Genomic DNA, 24,417 nt, shown 5'->3' on the forward strand with positions numbered 1-24,417 from the left:
GCCTAGTGTACTCACAGTTGCTGGGCTTGTTGAGAGGCAAATGCCAGATATGTCTGGTGCAGGGCGAAAATTCGCTGCCAGATGGTCTCACTCGTACCACTCTGGTTGTCCAGGACGTCGTCGGCCATCGCCAGGCGCTCGCTGCGGCTCGCCTGGGACGCCAGTATCGCCTGGGCCTGTTCCCGACTGACGCCATCGCGGCGGCAGGTACGCTCGATTTGTGTCGCTTCGTCCACATCGATCACCAGTACCCGATCGGCGAGGGAAGTGAGCCTGTTTTCCACCAGCAAGGGGACGACCAGCAGGCAGTAGGGGGAGCGGGTTGCCTCACACTGGCGCAGCATCTCGCTGCGGATGAGGGGATGGAGCAGGGCATTGAGCCACTCCTTGGCCTGCGAATCGGTGAAGATCCGCTCTCGCAGCCGGCGGCGATCGAGCTGGCCATCGGGGGCAACGACATCCGGGCCAAAATGGGCGGCGATGGCAGCCAGAGCAGGGGTGCCGGGCTCCACTACCTCGCGGGCGATGATGTCCGCATCAACCACCTCGATGCCCAGCTCGGCAAAGCGGTTGGCAACCGTGGTCTTGCCGCTGCCGATTCCCCCTGTGATTGCGACTACATACATGGGTCAGAGATCCTTTTGCTAGAGCACGACATCAAGATACCAGCGGGTGATGCTATCGCCCCACAGCAGCGTTATCCAGCCCGCGATGGCGAGATAGGGGCCAAAGGGAATGGGTTTGCTCTGGTGATGGTTGCGCAGCAGGATGAGACCGATGCCGATGATGGCGCCCGTCAGCGAGGAGAGCAGCAGCACGATGGGCAAGGCTTGCCAGCCCAGCCAGGCGCCCAGCGCCGCCAGCAGTTTGAAGTCGCCATAGCCCATCCCTTCCTTGCCGGTGAGCAGCTTGAAGGCCCAATAGAGGCTCCAGAGCACCAGATAGCCAGCCATGGTACCGATTACCGCATCGGCCAGGGGCACGAAACCGCCCGCCAGATTGAACAGCAGGCCACCCCAGAGCAGGGGCAGGGTGAGCTGATCCGGCAAGAGCATCTTGTCCAGGTCGATGAAGGTCAGTGCGACCAATGTCCAGGTGAGCAGCAGAGCGGCAAGGGTGCCCCAGCCGGGGGCAAGCGCGGCTGCCACCGAGACCGACAGCAGGGCGGTGAGCAGCTCGACCAGGGGATAGCGAGCCGAAATGGGGGCGTGGCAGTTGCGGCAGCGCCCCCTGAGCCATAGCCAGCTCAGCAGGGGAATGTTCTCCAGTGCCCCTATGGGGTGGTCGCAGTGGGGGCAGCGGGAGCGAGGCACCATGAGGTTGTATCGTCCGGTTGCAGGAGGAGTCTCTTCATCGTCACCGAAATAGTCGCTGTATTCGGCATGCCAGGCCCGCTCCATCATGATGGGCAGGCGATGGATCACCACGTTCAGGAAGCTGCCCACCATCAGGGAGAAAAGGAAAATCAAGGAGAGATAGAGCCAGGGCAAGCCCTGGGCCAGTTCGATCAAAGGCACCATAGATCAATCGCTTGTGTCGGGAACGGGGATGACAGATGGCCGGGGGGAAATGCACCGCCCGGCCCTCTGTCGAGGGGGTCAGTGTATCACAGAGCCCAGCTTGAAGATGGGGAGGTACATGGCCACGACCATGCCGCCGACCAGCACCCCGAGCACCACCATGATGATGGGTTCGAGCAGGCTGGTGAGGCCGTCGACCATGTCGTCCACCTCCTGTTCGAAAATGGCGGCGACCTTGGAGAGCATGTCGTCGATGGCGCCGGATTCCTCACCGATCATCACCATCTGGGTCACCATGTCGGGGAAAAGATCCACGGTGCGCATGGCGACGTTGATCTGCATGCCGGCCACCACCTCGTTGCGAATGGCCATGGTCGCAGTGCGATAGACATAGTTGCCCGATGCTCCGGCCGCCGAGACCAGGGCATCCACCAGCGGGATACCGGCGGAGAAGGTGGTAGAGAGGGTGCGGGCAAAACGGGCCATGGCCGCCTTGTGCAGTATGTTGCCCACCACGGGAATGGTGAGGATGAACTTGTCCGTGTTGTCCCTGACCTTCTGGGATTTTCGCCAGGCCCGCACATAGAGGAAGACGGCGAGAGCAGCGCCGCCAAAGATGGCGTACCACCACTCCTGCATGAAGCGGGAGATGGCGATGACGAACCGGGTAAAGGCGGGCAGCTCGGCACCGAAGCTCTTGAAGATATCCTCGAACTGGGGAATGACGAAGAGCAGCAGGATGGAGGTGACGACGATGGCCACCAGAATGACCATGGACGGATAGAACATGGCCTTCTTGATCTTGGATTTGAGGGCTTCGTTCTTCTCGCGGTAGATGGCGATACGGTCGTAGATGGTCTCCAGGGCACCGGATTGCTCCCCGGCCTCGACCAGGTCGCAATAGAGGTCGTCGAAGTGGCGGGGATGGCGGCGCAACGCCTCCGAGAGCGGGGTGCCCGTTTCCACATCGGCGGCGATCTGGCCGATGAGTTCGCGCACCGCCGCTTTCTCGTGGCCGCGAGCAATGATCTGAAGACTCTGCACCAGAGGCACGCCGGCGGAGAGCATGGTGGTGATCTGGCGGGAGATGACGGCGATGTCCATCGGCTTGATCTTGGCGCCGCCCTTGGAGAAGAGCCCCTGGCTCTGCTTGCTGACCCTGGTGACGTTGACGCCCTGCTTGCGCAGCTCGGCCTTGACGGTGGTGATGCTGTCGGCTTGCAGCTCGCCTGAGACCTTCTGCCCCTTGCGGTTGACGCCGTGCCAGCGGTAGGAGAAGACTTTTTTCGGTGCGTTGCGTTTTTGAGCTAATGTGGCCATCACTGCATCCTGCAATTGGGCGACGGTGGCCGGATGCTGCTGCCTGTCCGGCTCATCTTGGCTTGAAGAAGGTCATCGGGGTGATGGCAGCGGCTTCACCCGGCGAGATGACTCGGGCACTGCGAACTCAGTTGGTGGTGATCCTGTTGATTTCGGCCAGGCTGGTGACGCCAAGACGCGCTTTCTCGAGGCCGGATGTACGCAGGGTGCGCATCCCTTCCTTCTGGGCTATCGCGGCAATCTGCAGCGAGTTGGCTCCCTGCATGATGAGTTTGGCGATGTTGTCGGACATCAGCATGATCTCATAGATGCCGACCCGGCCTCTGTAGCCTCCCGAGCACTCCTTGCATCCCACGGGCTTGAACAGCCGCAACCCGGCGGCCAGTTGCTGCTGGGTGAAGCCCAGCTCCAGCAACTCGGCTTCCGGCACCACTTCCGGCGCCTTGCAGTGATCGCAGAGTTTGCGGGCAAGGCGCTGGGCCATGATGAGGGTGACCGAAGAGGCGATGTTGAAGGCCGGCACCCCCATGTTCATCATCCGGGTAAGCGTTTCTGCCGCCGAGTTGGTGTGCAGGGTGGAGAGCACCAGGTGACCGGTCTGGGCGGCCTTGATGGCGATCTCGGCGGTTTCCAAATCCCGTATCTCCCCCACCATGACGATGTCGGGATCCTGGCGCAGGAAGGAGCGCAGGGCGCTGGCGAAGGTGAGCCCCGCCTTGGGATTGATCTGCACCTGGTTGACGCCGGGCAGGTTTATCTCAACCGGATCTTCGGCGGTGGAGATATTGACCTCGCTGGTATTGAGGATGTTGAGGCCGGTATAGAGTGAGACCGTCTTGCCTGACCCCGTAGGGCCGGTCACCAGGATCATGCCCTGAGGTTTGGAGAGGGCGTGCAGGTATTGCGTCTTCTGCCGGTCGTCAAAGCCGAGTTGATCGATATTGAGTCGGGCGGCCGAGGAGTCCAGCAACCGGATCACGATCTTTTCGCCCCACATGGTGGGCAGGGTGTTGACCCGCATGTCCATGGATCTGTTGCGTGAGATCTTGAGCTTGATGCGGCCATCCTGGGGCAGGCGCCGTTCGGCAATGTCGAGCCGCGCCATCACCTTGAGGCGAGCCGCGAAGCGGTTGGCCAGGTTGACCGGCGGCGTGGCGACTTCGTGCAGTATGCCGTCTACCCGAAAGCGGATCCGGTACTTGGTCTCGTAGGGTTCGAAATGCAGGTCGGAGGCCCCGCGCTTGATGGCATCCATCATGATCTTGTGGATGTATTTGACGATGGGGGCGTCATCGTCCGCGGTGTTGACGCTCTCGTCGAGGCGGGAACTCTCGTCGGAGACCTCGAGTTCGGAGATCTCGGCCTCGTCGATATGATCCATGCCCAGGGTATCCTGCTCGCTCTCCATCAGCTTGCCGATGGCGGCGGTCAGCTTGCTCTCTTCGACCAGCAGGGCTTCCGTATGCAGGCCGAAGCTGAAGCCAAAATCCTCCAGAGCCGACACATTGGTCGGATCGGACATGGCGATATAGAGAGTATGCCCCTGGGTGTAGATGGGCAGGACATGGTGCTTTTCAATCAGCTTTTGATTGAGGTATTTCTGCGGGATCTCGGCGAGATCAAAGGCCGCCAGATCCAGCAGAGGTACCCCATATTCCAGCTCGCAGAAATCGGCGAGGGCTTTGCTGTCGAGGATGTCGTTTTCAATCAGGAAGGTGACAAAGGGCTTGCGCTGCGCCTTGGCCTGGCTCAGATAGCGCTGTGAGTCCGGCTCACTGAGGAGGGAAGAAGCGGCCAGGCTGGTGGCCAGGCCGCTATTGAGGCTAGAGGTCATGCGTTAGCATTTGCCGTCGGTGACGCAAGAGCCAGAAATTTTCCACAAAACTTGCCGTCCGGCTTGGACTGCTCCAGAAGTGACGAGTGAATAAGTCGAGCCATCCAAGGCTGCGGCGGCAGTACCTGTAACAGTGATAACTCCGGCAGCATTAGTAACTGCAGCGCTGGCAAAATTCTGTGTGACAGCACTAGCGCCCGAGAGGGCATTCTGACCTGCAGTTGCACAACTGTTACCAAGGGCTGCAGATGTGCCAGCCCACCCTTGAACGCAGACTTCTACGGCGGTCTTGGCCGGACCTACAGCGGCAATGACCTCGGAGAATTTGGCGCGTTTGGTATAGCTCTGATACGCCGGCAAGGCGATGGCGGCGAGGATGGCGACGATCGCAACGACGATCATCAATTCGATTAGCGTAAACCCTGACTGTCTTTTCATGTGAAATATCCTTTTTTCCATGTTTCCTGATAAGCACCGGTGGAATGCTATCCACGCTGGTATCTTATCCGAGCGCTTCGGGTTGGCAACAGAGGCGGGGACCTTGTTAGCCACTTTTATGTCATTTAGTGAAATGTGTAGAAAAATCAAAGATTAAATGGCTTCCATTGGCACTTGTCATGAGGCGGGAGGGCCCATCTTCACACTCCTTATGTCGTGGGATCCTGCATAAAGAAAAGGCGCCGATGGCGCCTTTTGCAAGTTTCGAGCCCTGTAATATTTTTGGGCACGAGCAACGGATGGGGCTTGCTCAAGCCGCGACAAAGCGCATGGAGAGATCCAGTGCCCGCACATGCTTGGTCAGCGCTCCCACCGAGATGAAGTCGATCCCGGTCGCGGCGTATCCGGCAAGGGTATCGAGGGTGACGTTGCCGGAGACTTCCAGCTTGGCTCTTCCCTGATTGAGGCGAACGGCTTCCTGCATCATGGGGATGTCGAAGTTGTCCAGCATCACGATGTCGGCCCGTGCGGCCAAGGCCTGCTCCAGCTCGGCCAGGGATTCGACCTCAACTTCCACCGGTTTGTCCGGATTGAGACGGCGCGCTTCGCTGATTGCTTCAGCGATGCCGCCGCAGGCGAGAATGTGGTTCTCCTTGATGAGGTAGGCATCAAACAGACCGATACGGTGGTTTTTGCCGCCCCCGCAGGTGACCGCATACTTCTGGGCGCTGCGAAGGCCTGGCAGGGTCTTGCGGGTATCGAGCAGGCGGCAGTCAGTGCCTTCCAGCTCGGCTACATAACGGGCGGTCAGGGTGGCGACCCCGGAAAGGGTCTGCACGAAGTTCAGCGCATTGCGCTCGCCGGTCAGCAGCACGCGGGCGGGGCCATGGAGGCGGAACAGCTCCTGATTGGGGGCAAGGCGTTCACCATCTTGCACTTTCCACTCGACCTTCACTTCGCCACCGAGCTGGGCAAACACCTCGTCGACCCAGGGCTGGCCGCAGAAGACGCCCGCCTCGCGGGTGATGACTCGCGCGGTCGAGATGCGATCGGCCGGGATCAGCTGGGCCGTGATGTCGGCGCTGGCATCCGGTTGATCCAGCGCGGTGAGGGCATCGCCCAAGTCTTCGAGAAGTGCGGCGCGCACGGCGCGGCGGATGTCCTGTTGTAACATGCCTTATTCCTGCAAGGGTCTGAGAAGCAATTGCCTGTCTTTCTGGCGCAATTCCAGCCTGCCCAGGGCATTCATGCCCACCAGGATCTCCTCCCCGTCGGCAGCCGGATTGATAAAGACGGACAAATCGTACAGGGTCAGCGGACCCATCGCCAGACTTTCGATCCGGCCGGTTTCGACCTGGATCTCTCCGGCTGCCGTGTTGACCCGGCTGCGGCCCGTGGCGACGAGGCCGAGCCGGGCGGCCACCTGGCTCGGTATGGTCACCCGGGTTGCTCCTGTGTCCAGCAGCAGTTGCACCGGCTGGTCGTTGATGGCACCCTCCAGACGATAATGGCCGCTGGCATCGGCCCTGAGCAGCAGATCGCCGCTGGCGGTCACCGACGGTTGTTCACGACCATGAAAGTAGAGGGTCAGCAGACCCAGCAGCGAGAGCCAGGCGAGCAGCCAGAGACGGCGTGCCATCGGGTGCATAGTGTGTCCCATATCGCGCGAGTGAATGGCTCAGCCTAACATAGCGTTATCCATGAATTCAGAGACTTGTTCCCAGTTTTCCCATCCCGCCAGAGGCACATCGCTTCCATTTGTGAGTCGAGCAGACGATGACACAACCCACAACCCTGTTTTCCATCGATCGAGAAGGATGGTGCGAGCAGGCCCGCAAGGTGCCTTCCCCCCATCACAATGAGAGGCTCAGCCCGGAGGATGTCTCCTTGCTGGTGATACACGGCATCAGCCTGCCCCCTGGGCAGTTTGGTGGCCCCTTTATCGACGATCTGTTTCTGGGGCGCCTCGATCCCGGTGCTCACCCCTATTTCGCCGGTATTCACCAACTGAGGGTCTCGGCCCACTGTCTGATCCGCCGCGATGGGGAGCTGGTACAGTACGTGCCTTTTGGCGCCAGGGCATGGCATGCGGGAGTCTCGAGCTGGGAGGGGAGGGAGGCGTGCAACGATTTTTCCATCGGGATCGAACTGGAAGGGGCCGACGAGCTTCCCTACAGCGACAAGCAATACGAGGTACTGTCGGACCTCAGCCGGGCGATTGTTCACCGTTATCCCGCCATCACGGCGGACCGTATTGTCGGCCACTGCGACATCGCGCCGGGCCGCAAGACGGATCCGGGTGACAGTTTCGAATGGCCTCGCTATCGGGAAAAGCTTCACTTTGAGTGAAAAATCTAAAAATTATTTTGTGTTTTTAGAATCAATGGCTTGCCTTGTCTGGCAAGCCATTTTTCATGCTGTTGGCCAAATGTTATCGGTGAGCAAGCTCACAAATATTGGTCAGACCATTTTCTATGAGCTATATCATGATTCCGCGCTTTTACCCCCAAAGTGGCAACCGAGCTTCTTGATTCAGATCATCTTTTGGGTGGACTTTTTTCAAGCCCTCTGCTAATTTTCGCCCCAACCATAAAATTGGTAATACCAATTTAACAAAGTAGCCTCATGCCCTATATCAAGATAACTCAGCCCAAGCTGGCCGACGCCATCGTCGCCGAGCTGGAAAGCATGATTCTGGAAGGCAGCCTGCAGCCGGGCCAGAAGTTGCCGCCCGAGCGGGAACTCGCCATCCAGTTTCAGGTGTCGCGCCCTTCCTTGCGCGAAGCCATCCAGCGCCTGGAAGCGAGAGGACTCTTGTATCGTCGTCAGGGCGGTGGCACTTACGTACAAAATGCCCTGAGCAAGGGGATCGCCGACCCCCTGTTCGAACTGCTCAGCACTCACCCGGAAGCCCAGTACGACCTGCTGGAGTTTCGTCACGCGCTGGAAGGCATCTGTGCCTACTATGCGGCGCTGCGGGGCACCGAGGCTGATTTCGAACGGATTCGCCTGGCGCAAGCCGCCATCGAAGAAGCCGGTCAGCAAGGGTCGTTGGTGGTCGAATCGGCCGCCGTGACCCAGTTCTATCTGGCCGTGGCCGAGGCCTCCCACAACGTGGTGCTGCTGCATCTGTTGCGGGCCATGGGCCCCATGCTCGAGCAGAACATTTTACGCAATAACGAAATTTTGAATCGCCGTCCGGGAGTGGTCGCCAAGATCCGTCGCCATCGTGCGAGCCTGATCGAGGCTATCCTGTCGGGGGCTCCGGAGCGGGCCAGGGCTGCTTGTCATGAGCACCTGGCCTTTATCGAGGACACCTTGTTGGATATGCAGAGGGAAGACAGCCGGATCCAGCGATCCATGCGTCGGATCCGTCAGCAGGAAAACTAATCCCACAAGGCTTTCTTAATTGTCGAATGCTTGCGCCCTTCGCCGTGCAATGCCGTGCAATCACAACAACATAGGAACCAGCCATGTCTGATATCCTGAAGAACGATGTGGACCCGATAGAAACGCTGGAGTGGCTTGCCTCTCTGGAATCCCTGCTGCGTGAAGAGGGTCCGCAACGCGCTCAGTTCATCCTTGAACAGTTGGCCGAGAAAGCCCGCGCAAGCGGTGTGGACGTGGCTGCCAAGGCAAACCGCGACTACATCAACACCATCCCGTCCAGCGACGAGCCGGCCTACCCGGGCGACCTGGAAATGGAACGCCGCATTCGCGCCATCATCCGCTGGAACGCCATGATGATCGTGCTGCGCGCCTCCAAGAAAGACCTGGACCTGGGTGGTCACATGTCTTCCTTCGCTTCTTCCGCGACCATCTATGAAGTCTGCTACAACCACTTCTTCCGTGCCCGCAACGAGAAGGACGGTGGCGATCTGGTCTACTTCCAGGGTCACATCTCCCCGGGCATCTACGCCCGTGCATTCGCCGAAGGTCGTCTGACCGAAGAGCAGCTGGACAACTTCCGTCAGGAAGTGGATGGAAAGGGTATCCCTTCCTACCCGCACCCGAAACTGATGCCGGAATTCTGGCAGTTCCCGACCGTTTCCATGGGTCTGGGCCCCATCGCCGCCATCTATCAGGCGCGTTTCCTGAAGTACCTGACCGACCGTGGCATCAAGGATTGCTCCGAGCAGACCGTTTACGCCTTCCTGGGTGACGGCGAGATGGACGAGCCGGAAGCCAAGGGTGCCCTGACCGTTGCCGTGCGTGAAAAGCTCGACAACCTGGTGTTCGTGGTCAACTGCAACCTGCAGCGTCTGGATGGTCCGGTTGTCGGCAACGGCAAGGTCATCAACGAGCTGGAAGGTCTGTTCGCAGGCGCTGGCTGGGACGTGACCAAGGTCATCTGGGGTCGCAAGTGGGATGAGCTGCTGAAGAAAGACACTTCCGGCAAGCTGATCCAGCTGATGAACGAGACCGTGGACGGTGACTACCAGACCATGAAGTCCCGCGACGGTGCCTACGTGCGCGAGCACTTCTTCAACCGTTACCCGGAAACCGCCGCGCTGGTCAAAGACATGACCGACGAGGAGATCTTCGCCCTGAACCGCGGTGGTCACGACCCCCGCAAACTGTTCGCTGCCTTCTCCAAGGCTGCACAGACCAAGGGCAAGCCGACCGTGATCCTGGCCAAGACCATCAAGGGCTATGGCATGGGCGAAGCGGCCGAAGGCAAGAACATCGCTCACCAGGTCAAGAAGATGGATCTGGGCTCCGTGCGTCACCTGCGCGATCGTTTCAACCTGCCGGTCACCGACGAGCAGCTGGAAAACCTGCCGTACCTGAAGATCGAAGAGGGTACCGAAGAGCACAAGTACCTGCACGCCCGCCGTGCCGCACTGAAGGGCTATGTACCGACCCGTCTGCGCGAGAGCACCACCAAGCTGGAAATCCCGGCGCTGGATGCCTTCGGTCCGCTGCTGGGTGAACAGGCGCGCGAAATCTCCACCACCATGGCGTTCGTGCGTTCCTTGAACGTGATGCTGAAAGACAAGTCCATCGGCAAGCGCATCGTCCCGATCCTGGCTGACGAAGCCCGTACCTTCGGTATGGAAGGCCTGTTCCGCCAGATCGGTATCTACAGCCCGCACGGTCAGCAGTACACCCCGCAAGACCGCGACATCGTCTCCTACTACAAGGAAGACAAGCAGGGTCAGGTTCTGCAAGACGGCATCAACGAGCTGGGCGCCATGTCCTCCTGGCTGGCTGCTGCCACCTCTTACAGCACCAACGACTGCCCGATGATCCCGTTCTACATCTACTACTCCATGTTCGGCTTCCAGCGGATCGGCGACATGGCGTGGGCAGCCGGCGACCAGCAAGCCCGTGGCTTCCTGCTGGGCGCGACCTCCGGTCGTACCACTCTTAACGGAGAGGGCTTGCAGCACGAAGATGGTCACAGCCACATCCTGGCCAACACCATCCCGAACTGCATCTCCTACGACCCGTCCTACGCCTATGAAGTGGCGGTGATCGTACAGGACGGCCTGCGCCGCATGTACGGTGAGAACCCGGAAAACGTGTTCTACTACATCACTACCCTGAACGAGAACTATGCCATGCCGGCCATGCCGGAAGGCGCAGAGGAAGGCATCCGCAAGGGTATCTACAAGCTGGAAACCGTGGCCGGCACCAAGGCCAAGGTACAGCTGCTGGGTTGTGGTTCCATCCTGGGGCACGTGCGCACTGCCGCCCAGATCCTGGCCAGCGAGTACGGCGTGGGTTCCGACGTGTTCAGCGTCACCTCCTTCAACGAACTGGCTCGTGACGGTCAGGACGCGGATCGCTGGAACATGCTGCACCCGACCGCCGAAGCGCGTGTGCCCTACATCGCTCAGGTGCTGGGTTCCGAAGCCACCATCGCCGCGACCGACTACATGAAGTCCTTCGCCGATCAGGTGCGTGCCTTCGTTCCGACCGAGAACTACCGTGTACTGGGTACCGACGGTTACGGCCGCTCCGACAGCCGTGCCAACCTGCGTCGTCACTTCGAAGTGAACGAGTTCTACGTAGTGGTTGCTGCCCTGACCGAACTGGCCAAGCGCGGCGAGGTAGACAAGCAGGTTGTGGCCGAAGCCATCGCCAAGTACGGCATCGATGCCGACAAGGTCAACCCGCTGTACGCGTAAGAGGATTGAGTGTCGCGCCGGGTATCCGGCGCGACCTTGCCTGGGTTTAAACGGATAACGCGGGATGCGCGTGGTGATGCTCAGGCAGCCACGCGGATGCACGCAAGAGGATAAAGCGCAATGTCCAAACAGATTATGGTGCCGGATATCGGTGCCGATGAAGTTGAAGTCACCGAGATCATGGTGGCTGTGGGTGACAAGGTCGAGCTGGACCAGTCCCTGATCGCCGTGGAAGGTGACAAGGCCTCCATGGAAGTCCCGGCCCCCGCCGCCGGTATCGTCAAAGAGATCCTGATCAAGGTGGGCGACAAGGTTGCCACCGGTTCCCAGATCATGGTCTTCGAAGCCGAGGGTGCTGCCGCACCGGCTCCGGTCCAGGTTGCTGCCCCGGTTGCTGCCGCGCCGGCCGCTGCTCCTGCCGCTGCCGCTCGTCAGGACGTCAACGTGCCGGACATCGGTGGTGACGAAGTCGAAGTGACTGAGATCATGGTTGCCGTGGGCGACATGGTTGAAGCCGACCAGTCCATCATCGCCGTGGAAGGTGACAAGGCCTCCATGGAAGTACCGGCACCGTTCGCCGGCCGCGTGGTCGAGATCAAGGTCGCCGCCGGCGCCAAGGTTTCCACCGGCTCCCTGGTGATGGTCTTCGAAGTGGCGGGCGCTGCCCCGGCCGCTGTTGCCGCGCCGGCTCCTGCTGCAGCCCCCGTGGCTGCCGCTGCTCCGGTTGCCGCCGGTGCCAAAGACGTCAACGTGCCGGACATCGGCGGTGACGAAGTGGAAGTGACCGAAATCATGGTCGCCGTGGGTGACAAGGTTGAAGCCGACCAGTCCCTGATCACCGTGGAAGGCGACAAGGCCTCCATGGAAGTGCCTGCGCCGTTCGCCGGTGTGGTCAAGGAGATCAAGGTGAAGGCGGGTGACAAGGTCTCCACCGGTTCCCTGATCATGGTATTCGAAGTGGCGGGTGCCGCTCCGGCTGCCGTGGCTGCTCCGGCTCCTGCCGCAGCGCCTGTTGCTGCCGCGCCGGTTGCCGCCGCTCCTGCACCGGTTGCCCAGGCTGCTGCCGCTTCCGATTTCGTCGCCAACGACGCCTACGTCCACGCCTCCCCGGCAGTACGCCGTCTGGCGCGCGAGTTCGGTGTCAACCTGGCCAAGGTGAAAGCCTCCGGTCGCAAGGGTCGCATCGTCAAAGAAGACGTGCAGGCTTACGTGAAGGATGCGGTCAAGCGCGCCGAGTCCGCTCCGGCTGCCGGCACCGGCACTGGCAACGGCATGAGCGTCGTGGCCTGGCCGAAGGTTGATTTCAGCAAGTTCGGCCCGGTCGAAGAGCTGGAACTGACCCGTATCCAGAAGATCTCCGGTCCTGCCCTGCACCGCAACTGGGCCATGATCCCCCACGTCACCCAGTTCGACGAAGCCGATACCACGGATCTGGAAGCGTTCCGCAAAGAGCAGAACATCCTGGCCGAGAAGCAGAAGCTGGACGTGAAGATCACCCCGCTGGTGTTCATCCTGAAGGCGGCCGCCAAGGCCCTGGAAGCCCATCCGCGCTTCTGCAGCGCCCTGTCCGAAGACGGCAGCAAGCTGATCATGAAGAAGTACATCCACATCGGTGTGGCGGTGGATACCCCCAACGGTCTGGTGGTTCCGGTGGTTCGCGACGTCAACAAGAAGGGCATCCACGAGCTGTCCCGCGATCTGGCCGAGATCTCCAAGAAGGCCCGTGCCGGCAAGCTGACCGCTGCCGACATGCAGGGCGGTTGCTTCACCATCTCCAGCCTGGGTGGCATCGGCGGTACCAGCTTTACCCCGATCGTCAACGCGCCGGAAGTGGCCATCCTGGGCGTCTCCAAGTCCGAGATGAAGCCGAAGTGGAACGGTAAAGAGTTCGTGCCGCGCCTGATGCTGCCGCTGGCTCTGAGCTACGACCACCGCGTCATCGATGGCGCCGACGGTGCCCGCTTCATCACCACCCTGAGTGGTGTGTTGTCCGACATTCGTCGACTGGTCCTGTAAGTGAGAGGGCGGGCCCAGAGCCCGCCCTTTTTGCTTCTCATTTCGTTAACAGGATTGTAAACTTGCCCCGTTTTTTTCACGGCTGCAGCGGCCTTGTTTGGCATAAGACTGTGCTGTCCGGGGATATAAGAACGACAAAGAGGTCATGATGAGTAAAGAAATCAAAACCCAGGTCGTAGTACTGGGTGCTGGCCCTGCCGGTTATTCCGCTGCCTTCCGTGCGGCTGACTTGGGTCTGGATACCATTATCGTCGAGCGTTACTCCACCCTGGGTGGCGTCTGCCTGAACGTGGGTTGCATCCCGTCCAAGGCACTGCTGCACGTCGCCAAAGTCATTGAAGAAGCCAAGGCGCTGGCCGAGCACGGCATCGTCTTCGGTGCCCCGCAGACCGACATCGACAAGGTGCGTCTGTGGAAAGAGAAGGTCATCAACCAGCTGACCGGCGGTCTGGCTGGCATGGCCAAGATGCGTAAAGTCCAGGTTGTTAACGGCTTTGGCAAGTTCACCGGCCCGAACACCCTGGAAGTGGAAGGCGCCGACGGCAAGACCACCGTCACCTTCGACAACGCCATCATCGCTGCCGGTTCCCGTCCGGTGAAGCTGCCGTTCATCCCCCATGACGACCCCCGCGTATGGGACTCTACCGATGCGCTGGAGCTGACGACCGTTCCTGGCAAGCTGCTGGTCATCGGTGGCGGCATCATCGGCCTGGAGATGGGTACCGTGTACTCCTCCCTGGGTTCCGAGATCGACGTGGTGGAATTTGCCGACCAGCTGGTACCGGCTGCCGACAAAGACATCGTCAAGATCTACACCAAGCGCGTTGCCAAGAAATTCAACATCATGCTGGAGACCAAGGTCACCGCCGTTGAAGCCCGTGAAGACGGCCTGTACGTCTCCTATGAAGGCAAGCACGCCCCGGCCGAGCCGGTTCGCTACGACAACGTGCTGGTTGCCGTGGGTCGTGTGCCGAACGGCAAGATGCTGGATGCCGAGAAGGCCGGTGTTGCCGTCAACGAGCGCGGTTTCATCGAAGTCGACAAGCAGCTGCGTACCAACGTGGCCCACATCCACGCCATCGGCGACATCGTCGGTCAGCCCATGCTGGCCCACAAGGGTGTACATGAAGGCCACGTGGCGGCCGAAGTCATCGCCGGCAAGAAGCACTACTTCGACCCGAAAGTGATTCCGTCCATCGCCTATACCGAGCCGGAGATGGCCTGGGTGGGTCTGACCGAGAAGGAAGCCAAGCAACAGGGTCTGAACTTCGAAGTCGCCACCTTCCCGTGGGCTGCTTCCGGTCGTGCCATCGCGTCCGACTGCTCCGACGGCATGACCAAGCTGATCTTCGACAAGGAGAGCGGCCGCGTCATCGGTGGTGCCATCGTGGGTACCAACGGCGGTGAACTGCTGGGTGAAATCGGTCTGGCCATCGAGATGGGTGCCGACGCTGAAGACATCGCGCTGACCATCCATGCTCACCCGACTCTGCACGAGTCCGTGGGTCTGGCTGCCGAAGTGTTCGAAGGCTCCATCACCGACCTGCCGAACGCCAAGGCCAAGAAGAAAAAATAATCTTCTGCCCGTTTCATAAGAAAAGCCGCTCCATGGAGCGGCTTTTTGTTGTCTGTCTTTCGGCACCCTGCGGTCAGCAGCGCCCCTTCTTGGCCTGTCCCGGTGGGCAGAAGGTACCGTAGCCTCCGCGATCCCCATCACTGACCCGGATCCGGGTATCGTCCACGCTCACATCGGCCCCGTGCACCCGCACGGGCCCGCTGCTGCAGGCACTGAGCAGCCCCCCCAGCACTATCATCACGACCAGCTTGCCCATCATACCTCCTCGCGTTTTCCTGATTATGAGGTATGTGGCAGGGCGGTGGGAGACGACGTATCCCCCGTGCGTCACGGCTTGCCGTGGTCATGAAGAAGGGCGCCGAAGCGCCCTGGTGCGGGTCAGGAAGAGGTGCCGGACGCTCAGAGGCGGAAGTTGCCGACCAGTTTGTCGAGCTCGCCGGAGAGGTGCTGCAGGTTGCGGCTCGATTCGGTCAGGTGATGGGCGATATCGGCGGTCTCCATGGTGAGCTGGTTGATGTCCTCCACGTTGCGGTTGAGTTCGCCCACCACGCTCGACTGCTCTTCGGTGGCGGTGGCGACCTGGATGTTCATGTCGCTGATCTGGGTGATGTGTCCGGTGATCTGGTCGAGGGCGCCGTTGGCCTCGTCGGCCTGGGTCACCACCCGCAGGCTCTGGTTGCGGCCCTGGGCCATGGCGCTGACGGCGCGGGCGCTCTGCTCCTGGAGGCTGTTGATCATGCCCTGGATCTCGGCGGTGGAGGCGGCGGAGCGGCTGGCGAGGTTGCGCACCTCGTCAGCCACCACGGCGAAGCCACGGCCCTGCTCGCCGGCGCGGGCGGCCTCGATGGCGGCGTTGAGGGCCAGCAGGTTGGTCTGCTCCGAGATGCTGCGGATGGTGTCGAGGATGCTGCCGATGGAGTCGGTCTGGCTCGCCAGGGACTCGATGACCCCGGCGACCTGTTCGATTTCACCGGAGAGGCCGACGATGCCGTGACGGGCCTGGGCGACGACCTGGGCCCCCGCATCGGCCTGCTCGTTGGCCTGCTTGGCGACGTCGGCGGCGAGAGACGCATTGCCGGCGATCTCGGTGACGGTGGCCCCCATCTCGTGGATGGCGGTGGCGACCTGGACGGTGCGATCCCGCTGGGCGGTGCAGTTGTGCTGGGTGAGCTGGGCCTTGGCGGCCACCTCGCTGGCGGTGGCGGCCACCTGGCGGGAGTTGCTCGCCACCTGCACGATGGCCCCGTGGATCCGGGTCACGAACTGGTTGAAGCTGTGGGCAATCTCGGCCAGCTCGTCCTTGCCGGTGAGACTGGCGCGGCTGTCGAGGGCGAGGTGGCGGGCCACCTCGCCAATATGGGATTGCAGGAAGGAGACCCGGCGGCGCAGCCCGATGAGGATGAGGGTCGAGACGAGCAGCGAGATGGCGATGGCGATGACGATGATGGCGATCATCTGGGTACGACCGCTGTCATAGCTGTTTTCGCTCAGGTCGTTGCGATGCTGGGCCTGACCTATCAACCCGTCGAGCAGCTCATTGGCGCCTTTGCGCATGACCCCGTAGCTCTGGCTGTAGCGATCCCGGTAGATGGCGCGTGCCTCGTCCATCTTGTTGTCAGAGAGCGCCTGCAACATGGGGGTCAGCTCCTCCCGCTCCACCCGGGTGAATTGATCGAGCAGGGTCTGGGCCCTGGCCCGGGCGTCCGGATCGACCTGGGCCTTGACGGCCTGCTCCATGGCCTGGCGCATCTCGGGAATGTCTTCCTCGCGGGTCTCCTTGACCCGGGTCAGCACCCCCTTTTCGTCGCGCAGGGAGGTGTCCTGCAGCAGCATCATGTCGATGCCGACGCGCATGCGCGGGATGCGGGAGGCCACTTCCGCCATGGCCCGCATGGGGGTGGCGGTATTCTGGAACAGCTCTTCGGCCTGCTGCCTGATGTTGTCCATGCTGCGCAGACTGGCGGCGCCAACCAGCAGCAGGGCGAGACAGGGCACGGTGACGGCCAGGATCAGTTGGGTTTTGATGGTGAGGTTGCCTGCCAGCATGTTGACTCCTTGGTGTGTTGCTGTGTCGCTACTGTAGCGGCTTGTCATGACGGTTCGCCGTCATGGGGGTCGGTATTCCCTGTCGACCCGGTGAAAAAAGGGCGCCGCAGCGCCCTTTCATCTTATAACCGGAAGTTGCCGACCAGCTTGTCGAGCTCGCCGGAGAGCTGTTGCAGGCTGCGGCTGGACTCGGTCAACTGGTGGGCGATGTCGGCGGTCTCCATGGTGAGCTGGTTGATGTCCTCCACGTTGCGGTTGATCTCCCCGACCACGCTGGACTGCTCTTCGGTGGCGGTGGCGACCTGGATGTTCATGTCGCTGATCTGGGTGATGTGCCCGGTGATCTGGTCGAGGGCGCCGTTGGCCTCGTCGGCCTGGGTCACCACCCGCAGGCTCTGGTTGCGCCCCTGGGCCATGGCGCTGACGGCGAGGGCGCTCTGCTCCTGGAGGCTGTTGATCATGCCCTGGATCTCGGCGGTGGAGGCGGCGGAGCGGCTGGCGAGGTTGCGCACCTCGTCGGCCACCACGGCGAAGCCACGGCCCTGCTCGCCAGCGCGGGCAGCCTCGATGGCGGCGTTGAGGGCCAGCAGGTTGGTCTGCTCCGAGATGCTGCGGATGGTGTCGAGGATGCTGCCGATGGAGTCGGTCTGGCTCGCCAGGGACTCGATGACCCCGGCGACCTGTTCGATTTCACCGGAGAGGCCGACGATGCCGTGACGGGCCTGGGCGACCACCTGGGCCCCCGCATCGGCCTGCTCGTTGGCCTGCTTGGCAACGTCGGCGGCGAGAGACGCATTGCCGGCGATCTCGCTGACGGTGGCTCCCATCTCGTGGATGGCGGTAGCGACCTGGACGGTGCGATCCCGCTGGGCGGTGCAGTTGTGCTGGGTGAGCTGGGCCTTGGCGGCCACCTCGTTGGCGGTGGCGGCGAGCTGGCGGGAGTTGCTCGCCACCTGTTCGATGGAGCCGTGGATCTTGGCGACAAAGTTGTTGAAGCCGGTCGCCACCTGGGCCAGTTCGTCACGGCCATCGACCTTGAGGCGATGGGTGAGGTCGCCATCACCGCTGCCGAGTTCGCGGAACAGGCGGGCCAGTTCGTTGAGGGGGCGGCTCACGGAGCCCGCCAGGAGAACGCCGAGCAGCCCCATGCCGACGGCGATGGCCAGGCTGACCAGCACCATGTGCAGGCGCGCTCTGTCCAGTTCGGCATAAATCTCGGCCTCCGGCACTTGGGCCACCAGATACCAGTCGAGCAGGGGGATGTAGCTGCTGGCCAGGATCACGGGCTGGCCGTCGACCTCGGCACGGGTGGCTGCAAAGGGCTGCTTGTTGAGCAGGTTGGTGCTGCTGCCGCTGGCCAGCTGGGTAAGGTTGTCCCGATCGATGCGGGCGGCGTCGGGGTGCAGCTTCACCTTGCCGCTGCCGTCTGTCATGAAGACGAAGCCGCTGTCGCCGATGCGGAAGTTGGCGAGCATGCTGACCATGCTGTCGAGGGATTTGGCGAGGCCGGCGAGGCCGCGTCCGTCGAGTTGCTGGAAGTTGACGAACAGTTTCACCTCGCCGTTGCTCTCCCGAAAGATGCTGAGCATCAGATCCTGGCGGCTCTTGGTGTAGTCATAGAACCAGTTGTCCTGCTCGTGATTAAGAATGCGCAGAAAACCGTCCTGGTTGTAGTAGGCGGCACTCTGGCGATCGGCGAAGGAGGCGGTGACCAGGCCATACTGGCTCGTCATGTCCTTGAGCTGGTTGATGAGGATGGACTCCTGCTCTTTTGGCATGCCGCGCTCGACCCAGTCCAGCACGAAGCGGTCGTTGGCAAGCTGTCTGGCGGCATTGGCGACCGAAGTGAGATCCTTCTCGATCTCCTTGCCGATGCGCTGGGTCAGGTTGGGCAGCTCCTGCTCGAACATGCGGTTCTCGATCAGCTGCTGGGCAGAACGCTGGCTGAAATAGCCCACCAGCAGGCAGGAGAGGGCCACGGCGAGGATGACGGTGGCCAGAATTTTCTGTTTCAGTGTCAGGCTTGCGAACATAAGGGTGACTCGGAAGTGTGAACCAGGGTTGAACTCATAATAGCGGCTGATTTGGCGCGCTCTTGAGGCGGCGGGGGCGTTTATTGTCGATTAACGTTTGCGCTCACACCCGGATTGGACTGGATTGGCGCCCGATTTTGCCGAGACATCGTTGCAAGCGGGGCGACCCCTCGCCAGCACCCCGGCTTGCGGTTAAAGTGCTTGCACTTATAGTAGGCTGCACCTGACTGGCGGCCTGCCCGCTCGACTCGCACCGGATTTATGGACTCTCATATGCGCATCTTTCATCGGGGATGGACCCACCTGCTCGTGCTCCTGCTGGCGACCCTGCCGTTCATGGCGGCGGCCGGAGCCAATGATCCCGCGCCTTCGGCCAGAAACCCGGGGGCAACCAAGATGGAGCGTCCGAGGATCGCCCTGGTACTGAGCGGCGGCGGGGCCAAGGGGTCGGCCCATATCGGGGTGCTCAAGGTGCTGGAGGCAAAGCACATCCCGGTGGACATCATCGTCGGGACCAGCATGGGCTCCTATGTGGCGGGCATGTATGCCATGGGGCTCAGCGCCGAGGAGGTGGAGCGCACGACGCTTGCCATCGACTGGAACAAGGGCTATCAGGACAAGGTGGGGCGCGACGAGCTCTCCCTGCGCAAGAAGCAGCAGACCGAGAAGTACCAGCTGCGCACCGACATCGGGGTCAACGGTGACCAGACCCAGCTGCCGGACGGCTTCTTCCAGGGACAGTCCATGGCAAGCCTGCTGCGCCACGCCACCTCCAACCTGCCGGCGCAAAAGAGCTTCGACAACCTGCCTATCCCCTATCGCGCGGTGGCGACCGACATGGAGACGGTGACCCCCTTCGTGCTGGATCACGGCAGCCTCGCCAAGGCGATGCAGGCCTCCATGTCCATTCCCGGTGCCCTCAAGCCGGTGGACTGGGACGGCCGCATCCTGGCCGACGGTGGCACGGTCAACAACATGCCGGTGGACGTGGCCAAGGCCATGGGGGCCGACGTGGTGATCGCGGTGGACATCAGCGCCAAGCTGCGTACCCGAGAGTCCCTCAAGTCGGGATTGGCCATGATCGATCAGCTCACCACCTACATGACCCAGGTGGGGACCGAAAAGCAGAAGGCGCTGCTGGGCCCCAGGGACATCCTGCTGACCCCCGAGTTCGGCAACATGGGGATCGCCGACTTCGCCCTGATGCCGGAGGGGATCAAGATCGGGGAGGCGGTCGCCAACAGTGCAGCGGCCCGGCTCGATGCACTCTCTCTCTCGCCCGCCGCCTACGCCGACTATCGCAACGGCAAGCTGAGCCGGCGCGCCGAGCGCAGCGGCCAGCCCGCCTACTACATCGACAAGGTGGAGATCATCAACAAGTCGCGCCTCTCCGACGACACGGTGCGGGCCATGCTGAACGTGCGTCCGGACAAGGTGCAGACCTACGAGAGCCTGGAGGCGGGGATCCGTCGCCTCTACGCCCTGGAGTCGTTCGATCGCATCACCTACGAGGTGGAGGAGCGGGACGGGGAGAACGTGCTGGTGGTGGACGCCAGCGAGAAGAACTGGGGGCCGGGTTATCTCAACTTCCAGCTCGGTTTCTCCGATGACTTCGAGAGCAGCTCCAACTACAACGTCGGCATGTCCTACACCCTGACCAACGTCAACGACTGGGGAGGCGAGTGGCTGACCGAGGCGTCCCTCGGGACCGCCAAGCACCTCAAGACCGACTTCTACACCCCACTGGAGCCTTCCCAGACCTACTTCGGTGAGACGAGCCTGGCCTACGACAAGACCCAGCGACGCGTCTTCTTCCCGGAAGAGAGCAGGTCCTCGTCCGGGGTCAGCTATCTGGACTCCGAGTACAGCTTCACCAGCGTGGATCTCGCCGTCGGCTGGAATCGCCAGCCCTGGAGTCGCTTCTCCCTTGGACTGGAGGGCAAGATCGGCAGCGTGGAGATCCAGAACCTCACCAACGCGGATGCCGATGCCTCCGCCTGGGGACCCTACATCCGCTTCGAGCACGACACCCTCGACAGCCGCTACTTCCCCTATCAGGGGGTCTACTGGGACATCAAGGGGGGCTACTCCTACGTCGATCTCGACCCCTCGGACGGCCCCTCCGAGCAGGCCGAGGGGGTGAATTACCGGCTGGTGATGATCAAGCCCTGGTCCTGGGACAGGCACAGCCTCAACCTGATGCTGGAAGGGGGCGGCTCAAGCTCCCAGGAGACGGTTCCGCTGTTCGTGCAGGATCTGGGGGGGCTGTTCCGCATGTCCGGTTTCCAGCATTACCAGTTGAGCGGTCGCTACAGCCTGTTCGGCGGCTTGCGCTACATCTACCGGGTGGCGGACAACGACTTCGGTGCCTTCAAGGCCCCCCTGTTCCTCGGGGGCTCCCTCGAGCAGGGGGGGGTCTGGGACAAGGGAGAGGACATCAGTATCGAATCCTCCTATACCTCGGGTTCCCTCTATATGGGGGTGGAGAGTTTCCTCGGTCCCATCTTCCTCGGCTATGGCGTGGCGGAGGGGGGACACGACATGTTCTATCTGCAATTGGGCACTACGTTCCAATAAGGGCGAAATGCTGCCTTTTTGTTAACTCACCTTGGGTGGGCGGCTTGTCACTCTAAAAAAACCTAATGGGTTTATATGGTTATGCTGGTTTGATGAATAACTGCACAGGGTTTGGATTTTAATTAGTCGTTAAAACTTATATAGTGGGGGGCACCCTACGGGTGTCCCGCAAGGACGATCGCCGCGAGCTTGGGCGAACCCCAAAAAAAAGACCAAAGAGGAATTAGTCGTGCTTGAAACATACCGTAAACACGTCGCAGAACGTGCCGCCGAAGGCGTGGTCGCCAAACCTCTGGACGCAGAGCAGGTTGCCGCCCTGGTTGAGCTGATCAAGAATCCGCCCGCTGGCGAACAGGACTTTCTGAAAGAACTGTTGTCCTCCCGCATTCCCCCGGGTGTTGATGAAGCGGCCTATGTGAAAGCCGGCTTCCTCACCGCCGTCGCCAAGGGCGAGGCCCATTCCCCCATCCTGACTGCCGCCGAAGCCGTCGAGCTGCTCGGTACCATGCAGGGTGGTTACAACATCCAGCCGCTGATCGACCTGCTGGACGATGCGACCCTGGCTCCTCTTGCCGCCAAGGGCCTCTCCCACACCCTGCTGATGTTCGACTCCTTCCACGACGTGGAAGAGAAGGCCAAGGCGGGCAATGCCCACGCCAAACAGGTACTGCAATCCTGGGCTGACGCCGAGTGGTTCCTGAACCGCCCGGCCCTGGCCGAGAAGATCACCGTCACCGTGTTCAAGGTGACCGGCGAAACCAACACCGACGATCTGTCGCCGGCGCCGGACGCCTGGTCCCGCCCGGACATTCCGCTGCACGCCCTGGCGATGCTGAAGAACGCCCGTCCCGGCATCACCCCGGACAAGGATGGCGTCATCGGCCCCATCAAGACCATCGATGCCCTGAAAGAGCAGGGCTTCCCGCTGGCTTACGTGGGTGACGTGGTCGGTACCGGCTCTTCCCGTAAATCCGCCACCAACTCCGTGCTCTGGTTCATGGGCGACGACATTCCGTTCGTGCCGAACAAGCGTGCCGGCGGCGTTTGCCTCGGCGGCAAGATTGCCCCGATCTTCTTCAACACCATGGAAGATGCCGGCGCCCTGCCCATCGAAGTGGACGTCTCCAAACTGGAGATGGGCGATGTCATCGACATCTTCCCCTATGAGGGCAAGATCACCCGCCACGGCACCGACGAGGTGCTGGCCCGGTTCGAACTGAAGACCGACGTGCTGATCGACGAAGTGCGCGCCGGTGGCCGCATTCCGCTGATCATCGGCCGCGGTCTGACCGACAAGGCCCGCGAAGCGCTGGGTCTGCCCTTCTCCACCGTGTTCCGCCGTCCGCAGCCTGTCGCCGACACCGGCAAGGGCTTCACCCTGGCCCAGAAGATGGTGGGCAAGGCGTGCGGCGTGAAGGGCATCCGCCCGGGCACCTACTGCGAACCCAAGATGACCACGGTCGGTTCCCAGGACACCACGGGCCCGATGACCCGCGACGAGCTGAAAGATCTGGCCTGCCTCGGTTTCTCCGCCGATCTGACCATGCAGTCCTTCTGCCACACCGCGGCCTACCCCAAGCCCATCGACGTACAGACTCACCACACCCTGCCGGACTTCATCATGAACCGCGGCGGTGTGAGCTTGCGTCCAGGCGACGGCGTCATCCACTCCTGGCTGAACCGCATGCTGCTGCCGGATACCGTGGGTACCGGTGGTGACTCCCACACCCGTTTCCCCATTGGTATCTCCTTCCCGGCGGGCTCCGGTCTGGTGGCCTTCGCCGCCGCCACCGGCGTGATGCCGCTGGACATGCCGGAATCCGTGCTGGTGCGCTTCAAGGGCGAGCTGCAACCGGGTATCACCCTGCGTGACCTGGTCCATGCCATCCCGTATGCCGCCATCCAGAAAGGGCTGCTGACCGTCGAGAAAGCGGGCAAGAAGAACATCTTCTCCGGCCGCATCCTCGAGATCGAAGGTCTGCCGACCCTCAAAGTGGAGCAGGCATTCGAGCTGGCGGACGCCAGCGCCGAGCGCTCCGCCGCCGGTTGCACCATCAAGCTGGATAAAGAGCCGATCATCGAGTATCTGAAGTCCAACATCGTGATGCTGAAGTGGATGCTCTCCGAAGGCTACGGCGACGTGCGCACCATCACCCGCCGCATCAAGGGGATGGAAGAGTGGTTGGCCAACCCGGTACTGATGGAAGCGGACAAGGATGCCGAGTACGCCGAAATCATCGAGATCGATCTGGCCACCATCAAGGAACCCATCCTGTGTGCGCCGAACGATCCGGACGACGCCCGTCTGCTGAGCGACGTGGCGGGTGACAAGATTGACGAGGTGTTCATCGGTTCCTGCATGACCAACATCGGCCACTTCCGCGCTGCCGGCAAGCTGCTCGAGAAGTATCAGGGCGAGCTGCCGACCCGCATGTGGATCGCCCCCCCCACCAAGATGGACAAGGATCAGCTGACCGAAGAGGGCTACTACGGCATCTTTGGTCGCGTCGGTGCTCGCATCGAAATCCCGGGCTGCTCCCTCTGCATGGGTAACCAGGCGCGGGTAGCGGAAGGGGCCTCCGTGGTCTCCACCTCCACCCGCAACTTCCCGAACCGTCTGGGCAAGGGGGCCAACGTCTATCTGGCTTCTGCCGAGCTGGCCGCGGTTGCCGCCATCATCGGCAAGATCCCGACCGTGGAAGAGTATCTGCAGTATGCCAAGGCGCTGGACGCCACTGCGGCCGACACCTACCGCTACCTGAACTTCAACGAGATCGCCTCCTACACCAAGAAGGCCGATGCGGTGATCCTGCAGCAAGCGGTCTGAGACTCGCCGGTCTGACCACTGAAAATAACAATGCCGCGTCTCGACGCGGCATTTTCCATTTCAGGGGGCTGCGCGATAATGACCCGCCATGCCCAG

General features: G+C 61.7%; 17 protein-coding genes. 7 read left to right on the forward strand and 10 right to left on the reverse strand.

Going from position 1 to position 24,417, the window contains the following annotated elements:
• Positions 1 to 11: 11 nt before the first annotated feature.
• The 7 genes from coaE to ACVDHI_RS13205 form a co-directional block, all read right to left on the reverse strand.
• Positions 12 to 626 carry a dephospho-CoA kinase gene (coaE, locus tag ACVDHI_RS13175; RefSeq protein ID WP_114522704.1) on the reverse strand — a complete coding sequence of 205 codons (615 nt, stop codon included), beginning with the start codon at positions 624 to 626 and terminating at the stop codon, positions 12 to 14.
• 18 nt (positions 627 to 644) lie between these two features.
• Entirely contained in the window at positions 645 to 1,520 is an 876-nt protein-coding gene (locus ACVDHI_RS13180; RefSeq protein ID WP_167826411.1) for a prepilin peptidase, read from the reverse strand.
• A gap of 78 nt (positions 1,521 to 1,598) precedes the next feature.
• The gene (locus ACVDHI_RS13185) at positions 1,599 to 2,840 is read right to left on the reverse strand and encodes a type II secretion system F family protein (protein ID WP_010675822.1); all 1,242 of its coding nucleotides are present in this window, start codon (positions 2,838 to 2,840) and stop codon (positions 1,599 to 1,601) included.
• Positions 2,841 to 2,967: 127 nt separating this feature from the next.
• A complete protein-coding gene (tapB, locus tag ACVDHI_RS13190) occupies positions 2,968 to 4,674 on the reverse strand; it encodes a PilB family type IVa pilus assembly ATPase TapB (protein WP_041213997.1) in 1,707 nt (568 codons plus the stop codon).
• 3 nt (positions 4,675 to 4,677) lie between these two features.
• Positions 4,678 to 5,112, reverse strand: a complete 435-nt coding sequence (locus tag ACVDHI_RS13195) for a pilin (RefSeq protein ID WP_042015100.1) — start codon at positions 5,110 to 5,112, stop codon at positions 4,678 to 4,680.
• Between the two features lie 310 nt (positions 5,113 to 5,422).
• Positions 5,423 to 6,286, reverse strand: coding sequence for a carboxylating nicotinate-nucleotide diphosphorylase (gene nadC, locus ACVDHI_RS13200; RefSeq protein WP_041213995.1), 864 nt, complete (start codon positions 6,284 to 6,286; stop codon positions 5,423 to 5,425).
• A gap of 3 nt (positions 6,287 to 6,289) precedes the next feature.
• On the reverse strand, positions 6,290 to 6,760 hold the full coding sequence (locus ACVDHI_RS13205; RefSeq protein WP_042015101.1) for a retropepsin-like aspartic protease family protein: 471 nt from the start codon (positions 6,758 to 6,760) through the stop codon (positions 6,290 to 6,292).
• A gap of 128 nt (positions 6,761 to 6,888) precedes the next feature.
• On the opposite strand from ACVDHI_RS13205, the gene ampD reads away from it, so the two are divergent.
• The 5 genes from ampD (at position 6,889) to lpdA (ending at position 14,838) form a co-directional block, all read left to right on the forward strand.
• Entirely contained in the window at positions 6,889 to 7,461 is a 573-nt protein-coding gene (gene ampD, locus ACVDHI_RS13210; protein WP_048208561.1) for a 1,6-anhydro-N-acetylmuramyl-L-alanine amidase AmpD, read from the forward strand.
• Between the two features lie 276 nt (positions 7,462 to 7,737).
• Positions 7,738 to 8,502 carry a pyruvate dehydrogenase complex transcriptional repressor PdhR gene (gene pdhR / locus ACVDHI_RS13215; protein ID WP_010675815.1) on the forward strand — a complete coding sequence of 255 codons (765 nt, stop codon included), beginning with the start codon at positions 7,738 to 7,740 and terminating at the stop codon, positions 8,500 to 8,502.
• Between the two features lie 83 nt (positions 8,503 to 8,585).
• Positions 8,586 to 11,246 (forward strand): pyruvate dehydrogenase (acetyl-transferring), homodimeric type, encoded by a 2,661-nt coding sequence (gene aceE / locus ACVDHI_RS13220; RefSeq protein WP_039040509.1) that lies wholly within the window; start codon positions 8,586 to 8,588, stop codon positions 11,244 to 11,246.
• Positions 11,247 to 11,366: 120 nt separating this feature from the next.
• Entirely contained in the window at positions 11,367 to 13,262 is a 1,896-nt protein-coding gene (aceF, locus tag ACVDHI_RS13225) for a pyruvate dehydrogenase complex dihydrolipoyllysine-residue acetyltransferase (protein WP_447212163.1), read from the forward strand.
• Positions 13,263 to 13,410: 148 nt separating this feature from the next.
• Positions 13,411 to 14,838 carry a dihydrolipoyl dehydrogenase gene (gene lpdA / locus ACVDHI_RS13230; RefSeq protein ID WP_010675812.1) on the forward strand — a complete coding sequence of 476 codons (1,428 nt, stop codon included), beginning with the start codon at positions 13,411 to 13,413 and terminating at the stop codon, positions 14,836 to 14,838.
• A 73-nt stretch (positions 14,839 to 14,911) separates the two neighbouring features.
• Here lpdA and ACVDHI_RS13235 read toward each other — a convergent pair whose 3' ends face one another.
• The 3 genes from ACVDHI_RS13235 to ACVDHI_RS13245 all read right to left on the reverse strand — a co-directional run bounded on the left by ACVDHI_RS13235 (position 14,912) and on the right by ACVDHI_RS13245 (position 18,917).
• Positions 14,912 to 15,094: a hypothetical protein gene (locus ACVDHI_RS13235; protein WP_017779057.1), complete on the reverse strand. Its 183-nt coding sequence runs from the start codon at positions 15,092 to 15,094 to the stop codon at positions 14,912 to 14,914.
• 143 nt (positions 15,095 to 15,237) lie between these two features.
• Positions 15,238 to 16,884, reverse strand: a complete 1,647-nt coding sequence (locus ACVDHI_RS13240; protein WP_124243695.1) for a methyl-accepting chemotaxis protein — start codon at positions 16,882 to 16,884, stop codon at positions 15,238 to 15,240.
• Positions 16,885 to 17,006: 122 nt separating this feature from the next.
• The gene (locus ACVDHI_RS13245) at positions 17,007 to 18,917 is read right to left on the reverse strand and encodes a methyl-accepting chemotaxis protein (RefSeq protein WP_447212164.1); all 1,911 of its coding nucleotides are present in this window, start codon (positions 18,915 to 18,917) and stop codon (positions 17,007 to 17,009) included.
• A gap of 273 nt (positions 18,918 to 19,190) precedes the next feature.
• Here ACVDHI_RS13245 and ACVDHI_RS13250 point away from each other — a divergent pair, with 273 nt between their 5' ends.
• Both ACVDHI_RS13250 and acnB read left to right on the forward strand, forming a co-directional pair.
• Entirely contained in the window at positions 19,191 to 21,494 is a 2,304-nt protein-coding gene (locus ACVDHI_RS13250) for a patatin-like phospholipase family protein (protein ID WP_202041262.1), read from the forward strand.
• Positions 21,495 to 21,723: 229 nt separating this feature from the next.
• Positions 21,724 to 24,321: a bifunctional aconitate hydratase 2/2-methylisocitrate dehydratase gene (gene acnB, locus ACVDHI_RS13255; RefSeq protein ID WP_324061479.1), complete on the forward strand. Its 2,598-nt coding sequence runs from the start codon at positions 21,724 to 21,726 to the stop codon at positions 24,319 to 24,321.
• Positions 24,322 to 24,417: the final 96 nt, after the last annotated feature.

The sequence above is a fragment of the Aeromonas sp. 25-248 genome (assembly GCF_053005425.1).

Coding starts and splice junctions, on each gene's coding strand:
- ACVDHI_RS13205 (WP_042015101.1), bottom strand. CDS start 6,760: ATGCACCCGATGGCACGCCGTCTCTGGCTGCTCGCCTGGCTCTCGCTG.
- ACVDHI_RS13245 (WP_447212164.1), bottom strand. CDS start 18,917: ATGTTCGCAAGCCTGACACTGAAACAGAAAATTCTGGCCACCGTCATC.
- coaE (WP_114522704.1), bottom strand. CDS start 626: ATGTATGTAGTCGCAATCACAGGGGGAATCGGCAGCGGCAAGACCACG.
- ACVDHI_RS13235 (WP_017779057.1), bottom strand. CDS start 15,094: ATGGGCAAGCTGGTCGTGATGATAGTGCTGGGGGGGCTGCTCAGTGCC.
- ACVDHI_RS13180 (WP_167826411.1), bottom strand. CDS start 1,520: ATGGTGCCTTTGATCGAACTGGCCCAGGGCTTGCCCTGGCTCTATCTC.
- tapB (WP_041213997.1), bottom strand. CDS start 4,674: ATGACCTCTAGCCTCAATAGCGGCCTGGCCACCAGCCTGGCCGCTTCT.
- pdhR (WP_010675815.1), top strand. CDS start 7,738: ATGCCCTATATCAAGATAACTCAGCCCAAGCTGGCCGACGCCATCGTC.
- nadC (WP_041213995.1), bottom strand. CDS start 6,286: ATGTTACAACAGGACATCCGCCGCGCCGTGCGCGCCGCACTTCTCGAA.
- ACVDHI_RS13240 (WP_124243695.1), bottom strand. CDS start 16,884: ATGCTGGCAGGCAACCTCACCATCAAAACCCAACTGATCCTGGCCGTC.
- ACVDHI_RS13185 (WP_010675822.1), bottom strand. CDS start 2,840: ATGGCCACATTAGCTCAAAAACGCAACGCACCGAAAAAAGTCTTCTCC.
- lpdA (WP_010675812.1), top strand. CDS start 13,411: ATGAGTAAAGAAATCAAAACCCAGGTCGTAGTACTGGGTGCTGGCCCT.
- ampD (WP_048208561.1), top strand. CDS start 6,889: ATGACACAACCCACAACCCTGTTTTCCATCGATCGAGAAGGATGGTGC.
- aceE (WP_039040509.1), top strand. CDS start 8,586: ATGTCTGATATCCTGAAGAACGATGTGGACCCGATAGAAACGCTGGAG.
- ACVDHI_RS13250 (WP_202041262.1), top strand. CDS start 19,191: ATGCGCATCTTTCATCGGGGATGGACCCACCTGCTCGTGCTCCTGCTG.
- aceF (WP_447212163.1), top strand. CDS start 11,367: ATGTCCAAACAGATTATGGTGCCGGATATCGGTGCCGATGAAGTTGAA.
- ACVDHI_RS13195 (WP_042015100.1), bottom strand. CDS start 5,112: ATGAAAAGACAGTCAGGGTTTACGCTAATCGAATTGATGATCGTCGTT.